The 16,355-nt window shown below is 34.6% G+C and carries 16 protein-coding genes; 5 read left to right on the top strand and 11 right to left on the bottom strand.

Features of this window, described 5'->3' with window-relative positions; genetic code table 11:
* Window positions 1-482 precede the first annotated feature (482 nt).
* Window positions 483-1,256, bottom strand: a complete 774-nt coding sequence (gene fabI, locus H9655_RS13805) for an enoyl-ACP reductase FabI (RefSeq protein WP_191814942.1) — start codon at window positions 1,254-1,256, stop codon at window positions 483-485.
* A gap of 162 nt (window positions 1,257-1,418) precedes the next feature.
* Entirely contained in the window at window positions 1,419-3,266 is a 1,848-nt protein-coding gene (locus tag H9655_RS13800) for a monovalent cation:proton antiporter family protein (protein ID WP_191814940.1), read from the bottom strand.
* A gap of 134 nt (window positions 3,267-3,400) precedes the next feature.
* Here H9655_RS13800 and prpE point away from each other — a divergent pair, with 134 nt between their 5' ends.
* Window positions 3,401-4,135, top strand: coding sequence for a bis(5'-nucleosyl)-tetraphosphatase PrpE (gene prpE / locus H9655_RS13795; RefSeq protein WP_191814938.1), 735 nt, complete (start codon window positions 3,401-3,403; stop codon window positions 4,133-4,135).
* On the opposite strand, the gene H9655_RS13790 is transcribed toward prpE, so the two are convergent.
* From H9655_RS13790 to H9655_RS13770, 5 genes are all read right to left on the bottom strand, one after another.
* Complete coding sequence (locus tag H9655_RS13790; RefSeq protein WP_191814935.1) at window positions 4,132-5,019, bottom strand: RluA family pseudouridine synthase; 888 nt, start codon at window positions 5,017-5,019, stop codon at window positions 4,132-4,134. The genes prpE and H9655_RS13790 overlap by 4 nt on opposite strands.
* Window positions 5,020-5,047: 28 nt before the next feature.
* Window positions 5,048-5,266 (bottom strand): hypothetical protein, encoded by a 219-nt coding sequence (locus H9655_RS13785; RefSeq protein ID WP_225230637.1) that lies wholly within the window; start codon window positions 5,264-5,266, stop codon window positions 5,048-5,050.
* A gap of 98 nt (window positions 5,267-5,364) precedes the next feature.
* Window positions 5,365-6,159 carry an NAD kinase gene (locus H9655_RS13780; protein WP_095369785.1) on the bottom strand — a complete coding sequence of 265 codons (795 nt, stop codon included), beginning with the start codon at window positions 6,157-6,159 and terminating at the stop codon, window positions 5,365-5,367.
* A gap of 28 nt (window positions 6,160-6,187) precedes the next feature.
* Window positions 6,188-6,826: a GTP pyrophosphokinase gene (locus tag H9655_RS13775; protein WP_191814931.1), complete on the bottom strand. Its 639-nt coding sequence runs from the start codon at window positions 6,824-6,826 to the stop codon at window positions 6,188-6,190.
* Between the two features lie 111 nt (window positions 6,827-6,937).
* Complete coding sequence (locus H9655_RS13770) at window positions 6,938-7,312, bottom strand: UPF0738 family protein (protein WP_191814929.1); 375 nt, start codon at window positions 7,310-7,312, stop codon at window positions 6,938-6,940.
* Between the two features lie 163 nt (window positions 7,313-7,475).
* Here H9655_RS13770 and H9655_RS13765 point away from each other — a divergent pair, with 163 nt between their 5' ends.
* The 4 genes from H9655_RS13765 to H9655_RS13750 all read left to right on the top strand — a co-directional run bounded on the left by H9655_RS13765 (window position 7,476) and on the right by H9655_RS13750 (window position 10,290).
* Window positions 7,476-8,057 (top strand): CYTH domain-containing protein, encoded by a 582-nt coding sequence (locus H9655_RS13765; RefSeq protein WP_191814927.1) that lies wholly within the window; start codon window positions 7,476-7,478, stop codon window positions 8,055-8,057.
* Between the two features lie 33 nt (window positions 8,058-8,090).
* Window positions 8,091-8,738, top strand: coding sequence for a lytic transglycosylase domain-containing protein (locus H9655_RS13760; RefSeq protein ID WP_191814925.1), 648 nt, complete (start codon window positions 8,091-8,093; stop codon window positions 8,736-8,738).
* Window positions 8,739-9,013: 275 nt separating this feature from the next.
* On the top strand, window positions 9,014-9,421 hold the full coding sequence (locus tag H9655_RS13755) for a globin domain-containing protein (protein WP_191814923.1): 408 nt from the start codon (window positions 9,014-9,016) through the stop codon (window positions 9,419-9,421).
* Complete coding sequence (locus tag H9655_RS13750; protein ID WP_191814921.1) at window positions 9,418-10,290, top strand: ClpXP adapter SpxH family protein; 873 nt, start codon at window positions 9,418-9,420, stop codon at window positions 10,288-10,290. Before H9655_RS13755 ends, H9655_RS13750 begins: the two co-directional genes overlap by 4 nt.
* A gap of 655 nt (window positions 10,291-10,945) precedes the next feature.
* On the opposite strand, the gene pepF is transcribed toward H9655_RS13750, so the two are convergent.
* From pepF to spxA, 4 genes are all read right to left on the bottom strand, one after another.
* Window positions 10,946-12,769, bottom strand: a complete 1,824-nt coding sequence (gene pepF / locus H9655_RS13745) for an oligoendopeptidase F (protein ID WP_191814918.1) — start codon at window positions 12,767-12,769, stop codon at window positions 10,946-10,948.
* A 109-nt stretch (window positions 12,770-12,878) separates the two neighbouring features.
* Window positions 12,879-14,018: a competence protein CoiA gene (locus tag H9655_RS13740; RefSeq protein ID WP_191814916.1), complete on the bottom strand. Its 1,140-nt coding sequence runs from the start codon at window positions 14,016-14,018 to the stop codon at window positions 12,879-12,881.
* A 101-nt stretch (window positions 14,019-14,119) separates the two neighbouring features.
* Complete coding sequence (mecA, locus tag H9655_RS13735; RefSeq protein WP_191814914.1) at window positions 14,120-14,770, bottom strand: adaptor protein MecA; 651 nt, start codon at window positions 14,768-14,770, stop codon at window positions 14,120-14,122.
* Between the two features lie 720 nt (window positions 14,771-15,490).
* Window positions 15,491-15,886 carry a transcriptional regulator SpxA gene (gene spxA / locus H9655_RS13730; RefSeq protein ID WP_095369795.1) on the bottom strand — a complete coding sequence of 132 codons (396 nt, stop codon included), beginning with the start codon at window positions 15,884-15,886 and terminating at the stop codon, window positions 15,491-15,493.
* Window positions 15,887-16,355: the final 469 nt, after the last annotated feature.

The raw sequence follows: 16,355 nt of genomic DNA, 5'->3' as shown, positions 1-16,355 counted from the left end.
TCCAACATATTATATGTGAAATAAAAATGGGCGTTCATTTTAAACACTGAAAGGAAATACTCGAAAGAAGAATTCTATCTGAGAAACACTACTACAATAAATTTATATTCATATCCCTGATTGTCTTATTTCTTCTTATTGTAAAGTTTCTTGTATCGATGTTGCTAACAGCTAGAGGGGATCCAAAGGATAGCATATGTATAAAAAGCAGGATGATAGTTAAGCAATATGGATTTGCGAGGCATTTCGGATAAGGACCATGCCAATGGGTTTTACATTTCACTTAATTGGCGGAATCTCTAATGAGTGCTTCGAAAAAGGTCACTCACAAAATCATCGATACGAACCATGGAAAGAGTTCTGGGAGATATTTTGGAAAAATAAAAATGCGCACATCACTCGTCCTAAAATCAACGAGTAAAGTGCGCAAAATGTGAACTTTTAAAAAAGCTAGCTCTTATTTGTTACGTCCGTTTAAAAATTTAGCGAATATGATAACCAGAATCGACGTGGATATTTTCTCCTGTAATGCCTCTTGACATGTCGCTAAATAAGAACACAGCTGTATCTCCGACTTCCTCAGGCGTTGTTGTTCTTTGTAATGGTGCATTTTCTTCGATTTCTTTCAAAATTGAATTGAATTCACCAATACCTTTAGCTGACAAAGTACGAATTGGACCAGCAGAGATAGAGTTGATGCGAATATTCTCTTTTCCTAAATCAACTGCTAAATATTTTACACTTGCATCAAGAGAAGCTTTTGCTACTCCCATGACATTATAGTTTTTAATTGCTCTTTCACCACCAAGGTAAGTCATGGTAACGATGCTACTTCCTTCAACCATTAATGGTCTTGCTGCTTTAGCAACAGCTGTTAAGGAATACGAACTAATATTATGCGCTAATAAGAAGCCATCCCTAGATGTATTCATATACTCCCCTTGAAGCTCTTCTTTATTGGCAAATGCGATACAGTGAGCAATTCCATTAATTTCTCCAACTGCCTCTTTAATTTGTTTAAAACAACTTTCTACATCTTCATCATTTGTCACATCACAAGGTATTACAAGTGAGTCCTCCGCACCTTCAAGGGTACTGACTAAATCTCGGACACTTTTCTCTAATCTTTCACCAGCGTATGTAAAAATGAGATTTGCACCTGCTGTATGTAGTGACCTTGCTATTCCCCAGGCAATACTACGTTTATTCGCTACGCCCATCACAACGTAAGTTTTCCCTTTTAATGAGATCGTCATATTATAATCCCCCTATAATTTATACAAGTTATTAGTACCTAGTACTAATATTACATGAAAAATATTTAATTTTCAATAGGAATGTGACGGGAAAGAAGATATAAAAAAATACGAATAGACTCTGTCATAGAATCTATTCGCACCTTGAAATAACTACTCCTTTTAGTTAAGCTCTAATTCCCACTTTAACTCTTCCACATATTCCCGAGAACCGGTGACGATTAAGCGATCATTTAATAAAAGCTCTGTATCACCGTGGGGTATAATAGTTTCTTGCCCCCTTAAGATACGAACAAATATCACATCACCGGCAAATGGAAATCGTCTGATCGTCATTCCATCAAATTTTGAATTTCGTAATGTCACATCATATAATGTTGTTTCTTGATTTTCAATTATCTCCACAACACTTGGAGAAGCGATCAACGCTCGTAATAAGGTTTTCGTTGACAACATACTTGAAAAAGATTCAATACCAGCTGCTATTGCCTTTTCTTCTAGAATGGGGTTTTCTAAGCGACAGATTACACGATTAATTCCTGATTCTTTCAGTGCTTCTGCCAGTTCAAGGTTGATATCCTCATCTCCAGTTGTAATAACAACAACATCAGCTTGCAAAATTTCTGTTTCTTTTATCGCTTCCATTGAAAAAGCAGGAAGTTCATTCAACTCAAAGGCTGGTGTAATAAATGGTTCCTCTTTTTGCTGAACGGTATGATATACACTAGTTTCGTACATATCAGAAGCTAACTCATTTGATAACGGCATTGTAATCTGGTTTGCACCAATAAAGGATACTTTAATCTTCTTCTCTTTGACCGTTTCTTTTGGAAATAATTTCTTAAAGACAATAGGTGTAAAGATACTACTGATAACAGCTACCAATATCAACATCCCACCCATTTCTTCAGAAATCATACCCATTCTTTGACCAATAGTCGCAGCAGCAATGACTAATGAAAGCGTGGAAGTTAAAATAAACCCTGACGCAACAACCGTTTTCATATCATACCATTTCTTCATGTAAAATACCGGGATTAATTTAGATATGAGCAATGCCAATAATAATAACGGAATAAACGCTAATAACATTGGCTCAGCAAAAAGTGACCAAATATCTAAATCTACGCCTACCATTACAAAGAAAATCGGGATTAGAAAGCCGTATCCAAACGAATCTAGTTTATGAACAAGTTCTTGGTTTGGTGCCAATAAAGACACAAGCACACCTGCTAAAAATGCCCCTAAGATATTTTCCGCTCCAACAGATTCCGAAACAGCTACTAAGAAAATAATGAGTGCAAAAACAGCCCTCGTGCCAATTTGAATGGTTCCTGTTGATAGCGACTGTATGAAGTTATTATTTTTATATCTTCTTCCTATAAAGTATAGGATCACGCCAGCGATAAATAGTAATAATAATAACCATGTATTCCCTTCTCCGCCATCATTAACTGAAACAAATACAGCGAGTAGAATCATCGTTGCTAAATCGGCAATAACTGCTACAAGCAAGATGATTTGCCCGATATTAGTATTCATGATGTTCCCTTCTTTTAACGTAGGAACAACAACACCAAGTGAGATTGTTGATATAATTAACGTCATTAGAAACACATTATCGATAAAGCCTACTAAAACAAATACATACGATAAAACTAATGACACGATAAAAATACCGGCGAAAATAATGCTCGCAGTGAGAAATGCATTTGGTTCAGGTTTGCCATTTTCCAATCGTTGCTTTTTCTTTTTCGATGAAAATGCTGAAAAATCTATTTCAAGCCCACTTAGAAACATTAAGAATATAAACCCTAATGTCGATAAAGTTTCAAGCCACATATCCTCTTGTACAATATTAAATCCACTTTTCCCAATAATTAATCCTGCTAGTATTTCTGCTACTACAACAGGGATAAAGTTGATTTTTAAACGATGTAGTATAATCGGTACTAAGAATGCAATCACGATAACAATTACAAGTGAGGCGACTGAATTCCCATGTTCCATTCTATGTCACTCCTTTTTAGTAAAATTAGTCGAAATAAAATCTAAACATATGAAAAATAAAAATGCAAACGATAAGAATTGTATACCTTTCATACCTAAATGATTCAAACTACTATAAAAGTGAGGGACAGCAAATGAAACTAGATATTATTGGAGATATACATGGTTGTTTTAAAGAGTTTAAGGATCTCACCATCCAGCTAGGCTATGACTGGCATTCCGGCATTCCTTTAAGAGAAGATAGGCAGCTCGCATTTATCGGTGATTTAACTGATCGTGGTCCACAATCATTAAAAGTCATTCAAACCGTATATCAATTAATAAAAAATCGTCGTGCCTACTATGTTCCTGGCAATCATTGCAATAAATTATATCGTTATGCATTAGGAAATCCTGTAAAGACGACTCACGGTTTAGAAACGACAGTAGCGGAATTACAAAGCTTAAATAATAAAGAAAGAAAAGATATCCTTAGAAAGTTTATTGAGTTATACGAACAATCTCCTCTTTATTATTTACTAGATGAAGAAAGACTATTATTAGTACATGCAGGAATGAAGAAAGAGTGGATTGGTAAAAACGATAAAAAAGTAAAAACATTTGCTCTTTATGGTGATATTACTGGAGAGAAACATCCTGATGGATCTCCAATTAGAAGAGACTGGGCACAACATTATACCGGACAAACATTAATTGTTTACGGCCATACACCTGTGATAGAAGTGCGCAAGATCAATCAAACATATAATATTGATACTGGAGCAGTTTTTGGTAACAAATTAACTGCTCTTAAGTACCCTGAATTAAAGACTGTATCTGTTTCCTCTTCCCTTCCCTTCCAAGAGGGGAAATTTACTTGCTTTGATTAATTTAATAATGCTTGCATATCTTCAGGATAGGGAATTGAAAAGCTAAGGAGTTCCTTTGATATAGGATGGGTAAAAGATAGAGAAAAACAATGCAAAGCTTGCCTTCGCAACCATTTAGTCGAACCACCATATAAATGATCTCCGATTAAAGGAAAGCCGATATGAGAAAGATGCACTCGAATTTGATGGGTTCTGCCCGTTTTTAAAGACAATTCTAACTCAGTGAATTGTCTTTCTTTTTGCTGGGATAGTTGTTTAAAATAAGTCGCTGCATATTTGCCATTCGGGCTAACCATTCTTTCGATAATGCTATCAGGTTTTCTGCCAATTGGTTCTTCTATCCACCCTTCCTTTGTTGCCATTAGACCACAAACAAAAGCTTTATATTTCCTTTTGACTCCATTATTTTGCTGTTGTTGACTTAAAAGGTGATGAACATGACGATGCTTGGCAATTAACACTATACCTGACGTCTCTCTGTCCAGTCTTGTAACAATATGAATAGTGGAAACTATTCCTTGCTGGTCATAATAACCTAATAAAGCATTCGCTAAACTTCCATCTGGATGTTCTCGAGATGGAATGGTGCTCATACCTGCTGGCTTCACAACGATTAATAGTGAATCGTCTTCGTAAAGAATCGAGAGAGGAATATTTTCAGGAAGCAAACCTTCACTTCTTTTCTCAGGTGGAAAACCAACTTCTAATACATCGCCGTTATTTAGCATATACCGCACATTTTGTTCAACTCTATTCACCTTTATAAAACCTCCAGCAAACTTTATATCTGTTAAAGCGGTTTTAGAAATATTTTGCTGGGAAAGGAATGATTTAATATTAACTGGTGTAGCAAGTGAATCAATTTGCCATTGTAAAGTAAACATTCTATATCTCCTTATAAACGAAGTTCATTCAACCAAAGACAGCAACATTGGGATGCAAGTAAAATTGAGCTGAAAAACAGTAGGCTTCATTATCTTGCTTCTTTTTTAAAAAATTGCAGAGGTAAGTGTGCAAATATTTTTTAAGTATCATCCCATGATCTTTAATCAAACCTTTGGAAGCTTGGTAATTAGTAACTTTTTCTATTTTTGCTTGGGATAGCTGGACGTATTCTTTTTTTGCATTCACAGAATGAAAAATCCGAACATATTCGAACCCTTTGACAGAATTAGAATGATTGTTCGGATTTCTTTCAACTAGCATCAATATCATCCAAAGTCACGCAGTTAATCGGCAACAAATGAATCATGTACTCTTTTCCAAAATGGAAATGGTCTGAATCTAGCAAAACGAATTTTTTCATCAGCTACACGGTATTGAATTGATTTTACATCTTTATGCAATAATGATAAATGATCGATCGTAATCTTAAAATCTGGTTCATTCACAGGTTTTAAGAGACATGCATGATGTGCTGGTAAAACCAATGGTGAACCAACCGTTCTAAACACTTTATTATTAATCGATGCCATTTCAGCTAATTGAATGGCAGGCAATGATGGATGTAAGATCGCACCACCTAACGCCTTATTATAAGCTGTACTCCCTGAAGGCGTGGATAAACATAAGCCGTCTCCTCTAAACCTTTCAAAATGTTGACCCCGAATCTCTACATCCATCACAAAAGTACCGTTCACAGCTTTAACCGTGGACTCGTTCAAAGCCAAATATCTTGTTTCTTTGCCACCATTTAAATAGCGGACAATCACTTCAAGAAGGGGATATTCCACCACTTGGAAAGGAGTTTTTGCTATAGCGATCACAAGCTTTTCAATTTCATCAGGTACCCAATCAGCATAGAATCCTAAGTGGCCCGTATGGACACCAACGAAAGCTGTTTTATCAAGGCGGCTGCTATATCTGTGAAATGCGTACAATAAAGTTCCATCGCCACCAACAGAAATGACTATATCTGGTTGTTCTTCATCATAAACTAGATCAAAATCAAGTAAGTACGATCTCATCTTATGCATCAATGTATTCGATTTCGTATCACCTTTAGACGTAATCGCAAATCTCATTTTTTAGTAGCTCCTCTAATTTTTGATTCTATGACTTATTCTTTTGCTGCTTTTCTTTATTTTGTGAAAAAAATGCTTGTGCATCTTGAATTTCTCCTCGAATCGATGACATTTCTTCATCTAATCTAAATGCTGCTTCAGCGGCTCTTTGTAATCTCATTTGAATATCAGATGGGAATTGGCCTTTATATTTATAATTTAATGAATGCTCAACCGTAGCCCAAAAATTCATCGCTAACGTTCTAATTTGAATTTCCGCCAATATCTTTTTCTCCCCATGAATGGTTTGTACAGGATAAGCAATAACTACATGGTAAGAGCGGTAACCACTTGCTTTTTCATGAGAAATATAATCTCTTTCTTCCACGACTTCAAAGTCATTTCTCATGCGTAACAATTCTACTACCTTCATGATATCATCAACAAATTGACACATCATTCTCATACCAGCTATGTCTTGCATTTCTACATCCAACCTATTAAGAGGTATGCCTTTTTCGTTGGCTTTATCTAATATACTAGCAATAGGTTTTACTCTTCCAGTCACAAATTCAATTGGAGAATGCTCTGGGACAAAATCAAACTGACTTCTCATCCCTTTTAGTTTCACTTTTAACTCTTCAACAGCTTGTTTATACGGCCCTAAAAATTGATCCCAATGCTTCATACATGCACCACCCTTATGTAAGTTCATTTCTCTAACATGATTGTTAGAAATTTTTGCAATAAAGCGACGAAAGAAACTTAGGTACATGATTACACTTCATTCGTAGAGAAGTTATTCAAACATAGCCTCGACTTTCTCAACCATTTCATCTCCATAATTACTGTTACCCCGTATATTTTCAATAAGATATTGTAACTCTTCATGAAATAAAGGTAATTTAAGTTTTTCTTTTCCATCATACAAATACACTTCACCATTAACAACCAATGATTGCTTTAATTGTTGCCATAATGATTCATGTAACATGATATATGTATAATCATCATTTTTTTCTGTTATGTATATAAATGATAAATGGTCGGAATCTACTAGCATCTGTTCTCTCGGCTCAAAATCCTTCACAGATAAAGTTGAGTCAATTTCTAATAATAATTCCTTTCCTTCATCATTCCATAACGCACTTTGTACTTCTACTTTTTTATTCATTCTTTTACCTCCAAACTCTTACATTTTACCATAGAAGGGGAAAAAATCTCAAAGAACATTGCAGATTATGTGATACAGCGCCATAATAAATATAAGTATAAGCAATCATGTATTATCTCTAATTTGATTATACATATAGTCGAGAGAATAGGAAGGATTAATCATGTCACAAAATATAGAAATTGAATTCAAAAACATGCTCACAGAACAAGAATTTGCTCAATTAAAAAAGCAGCTTCATATAGAAGACGAAGATTTCTTCACACAAATCAATTATTATTTTGATACACCAACTTTCTTTTTAAAAAACGTCGGGTGTGCGCTCAGAATTAGAGAAAAGAATAATCAATTCGAACTTACATTAAAGCAACCTCACTCAGATGGATTATTAGAAACAAACCATGATCTTCAACCGGAAGAAGCAAAGCATATCATAAATCAAGGGTACATCGACAAGCAATATTTATCTTCACTTAAAAGTGATCTTCATTTCCCTGAAGAGACGTTTGAATTTTTTGGTTCTTTATTAACAAGCCGTGCCGAAAAAAATGATGATAACGGTTTAATTGTCCTAGATTATAGTGAATATTTAGATAAGATGGATTATGAATTAGAATATGAGGTTTCGAATAGGGAAAATGGCTTAAATTCCTTTAAAAAACTATTAAAAGAGATGAACATACCGATAAGAAAAACAGAGAACAAAGTGAAAAGATTATTTCGGGAAGTTCAGAAAAGAAGATGAGATGATTAACAAGGACATACGAGGAGAGTCATAATGAATATTGATCAGCTGAAACTATTAATGCAAGTGCAAAGCTTACAAACCTTTCTTCCAAATACAACGCAAAACAGCAATACAACTGATTTTTCACAATTATTATCAAACACAATTACCGCTAGTATGAATGATACTTCTAGTGATTTTTCACAGAAGATAGGAGCAATACAAACGATCGCTGAAACAATGCTCACTTCTTCTCCCGTTTCTCTTCCTCCTGTACAGCTTACGAAGTTTAAAGAAGAGAATAGTGATCAATCCATTCAAGATATCATTCAACAGGCTGCATCCGCCTATAACGTACCAACTGAATTAATTACAGCGGTTATTCAACAAGAGTCCAATTTCAATCCAAATGCAGTTAGCTCAGCAGGTGCGAGTGGTTTGATGCAATTAATGCCTGAAACAGCTAAGTGGCTTGGTGTGACTGACAGATTTGATGCCACACAAAATGTAATGGCAGGTACAAAATATTTAAGACAAATGCTTGATCGATATGGAAATAATACCGACCTTGCCCTTGCAGCATATAATGCTGGTCCCGGTAATGTTGATAAGTATAATGGTATTCCGCCATTTAAAGAAACACAAAACTATGTACAAAAAGTAACAGAGAATTTACTAAATCAAAAACAATTTGTCTAAGTATCGTAGTGACTTCATTTTAGTCACTACTTTTTTAATTTAAGAAATCCCACCTCAAAGATAATCCTCCGTACTTGTTTTTCAAGAGATATGCCCCATATAATAGAACTGAAAACACCTGTATTCTTAATATTAATTAGTGGCACAAAGCTATTTGTTTGAGATATAACCGTTACATTGATAAAATAATATCAAAACATGAAGGAATTATGTCTAGCTGATGACATGATCATCGCTTTTATTAACATACTTTTGTTTAAAGGGGTTCTATTACAATGGTCGAGAATATCAATACTCCGTTCGACGCGTTAGGTGAGGAAAAACTTCACCAACTAGTTGAAGCATTTTATAAACGGGTTGGACAACATCCTGAGCTCGTCCCAATCTTTCCTGACGATTTAACTGAAACAATTAGAAAACAAAAGCAGTTTCTGACACAATTTTTAGGCGGTCCGCCATTATATACCTCAGAACACGGCCACCCGATGCTGAGAGCACGTCACCTACCTTTTGCCATCACAATGACGCGTGCAAAGGCATGGCTTTCTTGTATGGAGGATGCAATGAATGAAGTCGAATTGGATATACGCTTGAAAGAAGGATTTCTTGAGAGACTAACTCTCACGGCACAACATATGGTAAATACACCTGAAAAAGATGAATTAGAGGGTGATGACAAATGAATCATGAAGAATTTGAAAGTAAATCTGTCTCACCACATTGTCATGGCAGTGAAAATAAACCGTTAGAAATCTATATGTTTATTGACCCGCTATGCCCAGAATGTTGGAGTTTAGAACCGATTATTAAAAAACTGTCCGTAGAATATGGCCGGTATTTTTCTCTCAAGCATGTAATAAGTGGGAAGCTAAATGCTTTAAATAGAGGCAAGAGGCAAAACTACGACCAATTAGTTGAACAGTGGGAGAAAACCGCTAGTCGATCAGGGATGTCATGTGACGGATCTGTTTGGTACGAAAATCCGGTACTATCCCCTCAGTTAGCCTCCATTGCTATTAAGGCAGCCGAACTACAGGGCAGAAAAGCCGGCATTCGTTTTTTGAGAAAACTACAAGAAAAGTTGTTTCTCGAAAAGAAAAATGTATCAGATTTTGAAGTATTAAAAGAATGCGCCAACCAAATTGGCTTAGACGTTGTTGAATTTGTGACAGATATACATTCCGAAAGTGCTGCAAAAGCATTTCAATGTGATGTAAAGATTACAGCTGAGATGGATGTAGAAGAAATTCCAACGATGGTGTTCTTCAATGAAAACATTGAAGATGAAGGCATAAAAATTACAGGGCAGTACAGCTTTGATGTGTATGAACAAATATTAAAGGAAATGGTTCCATATAAACTCGAACCTTCTCCATTACCGGACATAGAGCTGTTTATTAAACATTATAAACTTGTCGCTACTTCAGAAATAGCAGTCGTCTATAATATGACTGAGCAAGAAGTAAATAAAGAAATGAAAAAGCTCCAACTGAAGCAAGTTGTTGAGCAAGTACCCGCAAAGCACGGAGCTTTTTGGAAGTCACTCGACTGATTGATGTTTATCATCAGTCTTTTTTTATGCCCTGATAAAAAACCCTCATCTATCCATCTATCCCTGCTATCTTACAGTCACAATTGCGGCATGAAGCGTCTTCCTTACCTTTGAGCAATTGACCTTCTCAAGGATGTGCAACGTAACTTCTGACTATGGTAAGCTGCCTGATTTTAAAGAGGTTTGTAAAAGGCAAAGCACTCTGCTTTTAATGAGTAAGTGCATCTCCATACTATCTAATCTGATAGGATAAAAAGTTTGGGAGAGCAGGATCCTAATCGTTTAATGAATACGTCCTTCATTCAAGAATCAATCCAACTTTCAATCCAGACAGTAAAAAACCCTACACTCTCTCATGAGGCGTAGGGTTTTTCATGTAAATATATTTAACAAAGGGGATGGGAGAAATTTTTCACGATCAAACAAAGGGGTAAATTGTTTGTTTGTGATTAACTTCACAATATAAATATACCATGGCTTTTTTAAGCTCGCAATAGTTTGTGTACCATTTCACATTATTGTCAAATTCTCTATCACTATAGTGAACTTCCTTTATCATTAGAAAAATATCTTGTCTTTCTTGCAGTACTATTTGTTTGTTTTCTGAATGAGTAAGCAGCCTAAATCTTTTGATTTAGGCTGCTTGATAATTAATTTAAATCGTTTCTAACAATTGTTCCATCTCATTTAACTTTTCCTCAAATACTTTGCATGCTGCCTTAATCGGTTCTGAACTTGTCATATCCACACCCGCTTTTTTGAGCACTTCTATCGGGTAATCGGAACTACCTGCTTTTAGGAAACCAATAAAGCGATCAACTGCTGGTTTTCCTTCTTTTAAAATTTGCTCACTTAATGCTGTTGCAGCACTGTAACCAGTAGCATATTGGTACACGTAATAATCGTAATAGAAGTGAGGAATTCTTGACCACTCTAAACCGATTTCTTTATCAATAATGATATCCTCACCGCCAAAGTATTTCTTGTTCAGTTCATAATACTTCTCAGTAAGGGCATCTGCTGTTAAAGCCTCGTTATTTTGAGCCATTTGGTGAATCTCATGCTCAAATTCCGCAAACATCGTTTGACGGAATACCGTTCCTCTAAACCCTTCTAAGAAATGATTTAGTAGAAATAAACGTTTTTTATCATCATCAATGGTTTTTAATAAATGATCATTTAATAACGCTTCATTACAAGTTGAGGCTACTTCAGCCACAAAAATGGAATAATCACCATAAGCATATGGTTGTGACTTCCGTGTGTAATAACTATGAACTGAATGACCAAATTCATGTGTTAAAGTGAAAAGGTTATTGATATTATCTTGCCAATTAAGAAGGATATAAGGATTTGTACCATAAGCACCGGAAGAATAGGCACCACTTCTCTTTCCTTTATTCTCCGAAACATCTACCCAGCGATTCTGTAATCCCTCTTCCAAAATACTGCGATATTCCTCACCTAAAGGCGCTAACCCTTCAATCATTAGTTTTTTCGCTTCATCATAAGTAGTCGCCATTTTTACATCTTTGACTAAAGGTGTGTATAGATCGTACATGTGCAATTCATCTAATTGTAAAACTTTTTTCCGTAGTTTCACATAGCGATGAAGTAAGTAAAGATGATCATTAATCGTACTTACCAATTGATCATAAACTGATTCTGGAATATTGTTGGCGGATAAGGCGGCATGTCGAGCTGATTGATAGTTCCGTACCTTTGCATTGAAGTTATTTCTTTTCACATTTCCACTTAACGTACTAGCGAATGTATTCCGAAATTGGCCATAAGTTGTATACATTGCATGAAAAGCATCTCGACGTACACGTTGATCATCACTCTCTAGGAAGTTGATGAATCTACCGTGTGTGACTTCTACTTCTTCTCCATCTTCATTTTTAATCGCTGGGAAAGTTAAATCAGCATTATTTAACATACCAAAAGTATTACTCGATGCATCCATTACTTCTGAGGCTTGTGCAAGTAAGGCTTCTTTTTCTGCTGTAAGTACATGAGGACGTTGAAGATTGATTTCTTCAAGCGCATGTTCATATAGTTTTAATTCATCTTTTTCAGCCATATATTGAGCTAACTGCCCTTCATCAATGGCAAGAATTTCTGGCACTATGAAAGCAAGTTCACTTGCAACTACTGAATACAACCCTTTGATTTTATCATCTAAACTTTGATAAGTTGCATTTGTTGTATCTTGATCATATCTCATTCTTGCATATGTAAAGAGCTTCACAATTCGAGAGAGTAAATGATCTTGATATTGTAAAACATCATAAAGAGCCTCGGCACTTTCATGTAATGTCCCTTTATACTTGCCTGCTTCTGTAGATAACTCTTTTACTTCATTAAATTCTTTAGTCCAATCATCGTCACTTGCAAAAATATCTTCAAGACGCCAAGTTTCTTCCACTGGCACCTCATTTCTTGTTGGTAGTTTCTTAACTGTAGAATCGTTAGCCATATTGTTTTCCTCCTACATTCATTATGTTAAAAATTACTATATGTTACTATCTTACATCAAATGAAAGTAATTGTTCAGTATTATGTTTCACCCATTCATTTAAAATACTTCAATATTCTTTTAATGCCATTTTCATAATCATTTCCCCTTCTTCTTTACTTATTTTTCTATTCTTCCTATTAGAAGTCCTTATTTGATATTTAGTACCATCGATCTCCTCTATTACATTTATAGTGTTTAAAAGATGTAAATAATTATCAATTACTTTTTTGAGGGCTATAGGTACCTCTACTCTAATACGAATATCTTTCCGTTCCAAGCGATATTGCACCGAATCATAGACGTTTTCTAGAGAAAATACTTCTTCATGGCGTAATATATCTATAAAAATAAAGGTTTGCCACTGAATTGGTGAAGTACTTAGTTTAGCACCTCCCTTTACCGGAAGACCACAAAAGTCTGGAAGGTTTTCGATATGAAAGCCGCAACGGTAGATTTCTTCTTTAAATCGGTTAGAAAACGAGCTATATTTAAGGTTTCCATATCTTTTTATATTTTCCCTTTCTTGCAACCAGAAAGAAAAGTTCATTTTATTATTCGGCGGATTCAATAATTCGTACAAAGTATTCGAACGAAGTGGTTTCAGGGCTAGAAGGGCAAAAGTCTTTCTCGTAGTAATTGGGAGGAGATGATAAAGTATGTACAAACTTTCAGTATCAACGTTTAAAAAAGGGATGATTAATTTATTTGCGGAAGTTTTTTGAAGAAAAGCATAATGAAAAGCGGTTAAAGAAAATAAATGATTTCCTATAGTATGGAGTTGTTTGTGGGATAATATCCACAATGGTTTTATTCCAGCCTTGATATAGCCATTTGTGCGCTTATGAACTATTTTTGTAGGAATGGTTGAACATTGAAATTCAATAGCATAAACGCCTCCGTTATGTTCAAAGCTGATATCCGCTCTTTGATCGATGTTAGCGAAGTATTTCTCAATCTCAACATTTCTATAGTGCTTTTTTAATAAAGCGTATAACAATAATTTCCCTTTTAAGTGGACTTCTGACTCTTTTTCGTATGATTCAAAGCATTGACTTTGCGGTTTATGAGCAAAGTGAGACTTTTTGAAGATGCCATTCTTCAAAATGACAACTTCCTTACATTCTGGACAATAAAAAGACTTTTCCTTATATTTATGAACATCTTGAGCAGAAATAAGCTCACCCTCATTCGTTATTGCCTTTAACATGTCGGCTCACATCCTTTCTATACATTACTAACTTCTCACCTCTCGTTCTTTTTTCCTGCATAAAAAGAAAAGACCGACTTCTTAAAGAAATCGGATTTTTATTAAAAATATTTTTTAAGTTCAATTAAAGCATTTTCAGCGATAATTACCTTTCCATATTCAGAAATGACGTGAATGGTCGTATCTGTTTCATGACCATATTCAAGTAGTATACTTAGAATATTATCAATTTCATCCTCTTCGAATTGTTCCTCAGGAAATTCGACGATTAAATAATAGTTATTCTTGTATGAACGCAGTTGCGTATGAACATTTCCTAGTTCCACTCGCTTGGATAATGAAATGATATCCTCAAAGTCTCGAAAAGCAATAACGAAATCTAATTTTTCTTCCACTTCCTCTTCTTCATTTTCCTGCAATTGATCAAGCATAGCTTCTACTCTTTCATCTACAGCAAAATCCTTCATTTTTTCATCAGAAACAGGAAGTTCTAACTTTTGTCCGTCTTTAGATAATTGCGCCTTCGTTACTAAGATTTCTAATCCTTTATCAAGTGCTTGAACTTGAATCCATAATGGACCTTCCATCACAAAATCTTCTTCTGTATGAACCTCATCCATCATATCCCAAAAAAGTTCTTCACTTCTTTCTCGGTTGTACCATATTTCATCACGATCAAAGCCTCTTTCCTCAATATCAATATACGAGATATAAAACTTCACCGTGTTTTCGTTAATTCTCTCGATTTCCACTTAGCAACTCTCCCTTCTTGCTTTTTGTGAAGGGATTATAACCCCTAATTTGTACTGCTTTACTACCATTTACCCTATTTCAAGAAAATTATTCTTTTATGGTCATTCTAGCAAGAATAATGAGAAAATAACGTGTAAAAACAGATATACCTATTATGTTTTACCTTTTGTTATATTTTATGATAAATATGTTGTAAAGGGAATGCCCAAAAATGCAATTGGCAAAAAACGAATGAATGCCTATATTCGCTAATACAATATATCTTTATTGTGTTTGTATTTTATCAAAAAAACCTGTCCCCTACAAGAAACAAGCTTAGGGTGATGAAAAAGCTTTTTTTCACAACTGATTTGTGATTAAAACGCAGTACTTTCCTTTTGAAAAAATCGGGTATGAATAACTGTAAAATAAATCGGTCGACTCTATTAAGCAATTAATAAAGTCAGGGGAGAGAAATGTCGTTCTTCCCATTATGTATCAGAAATGCCTAAAGAATTTTTGTCGGCTATCTTTGATGCTTTAAACTTTGGATGGGCGCGTAAATCTCCTAACCTATGCTTTGCTTTTCTCAGTAAAGATGGATAAGACGACTTTTGCTGATATTACCCCAAAATTGTTTTATAGAACAAAAAAACGAGCAAATCCATATAAAAGGATTTGCTCGTTATCTTTTAAGCACACTCAAGTTAAATGAGAAATTAAGAAAAGCAAGATTGGTTTTAGTTAACCAACTTTTGAGCCTCACGTAGATGATACGTACGAACCTTTCTAGGAAGGAAACGTCGAATTTCATCTTCATTATAACCGACTTGTAATCTTTTTTCATCTAAGATAATCGGTCTTCTTAGTAAACCAGGATTATCTCTAATTAATTCAAATAAATCCTGTAAAGGCATTGTCTCAAGATTAACATCCAACTTTTGGAAAGTTTTAGAACGTGTTGAAATAATTTCATCTGTTCCATCTTCTGTCATACGAAGGATTTCTTTAATTTCATCAATTGCTAAAGGTTCTGAAAAAATATTTCTTTCTTTGTATGCAATATCGTTTGCCTCTAACCATGCTTTTGCTTTTCTACATGATGTACAACTTGGTGAAGTGTATAATGTGACCATTTTACAATTTCACACTCCTTAGAAATTTAAAGTATATTTTATTCGTCGTAATTGTTTAATTATGCTATTCTTGCTATTGCTACACTTGTTTCCCGTTTTCAATGAACAGGCTTACTTTCTCATTGAGAATAATCCACTAGGCTATAACTATTGTTGTAATTTATAATTAATTTAAATAAGCTGTTCTATTTTATTATACACCATCTGTAGAACAGATGATATACATTTTTACATTCTTTCATACACCTATTGCCAATTAAACAATTAACTTCTGCCTTAGTGAATCTATAATATAAGACGTTTTGATTCAAAAAAGGTTTCATGTAATTTTGATTTTTTTATTTGTTCACAAACTGTTCAATTATAGAATAATGAAAACTGTTACTATATTACTTATACAACTCTAATAAATAAATACCCTTTATTTTTAAAGAATAAACATTTATATTCTCAATCATCGACATTAAAT

The organism is Cytobacillus stercorigallinarum (assembly GCF_014836495.1).
GTDB lineage: Bacteria > Bacillota > Bacilli > Bacillales > Cytobacillaceae > Cytobacillus > Cytobacillus stercorigallinarum.
The sequence above is the reverse complement of the archived record's forward strand: the minus strand, read 5'-3'. Positions and strand labels throughout refer to the sequence as shown.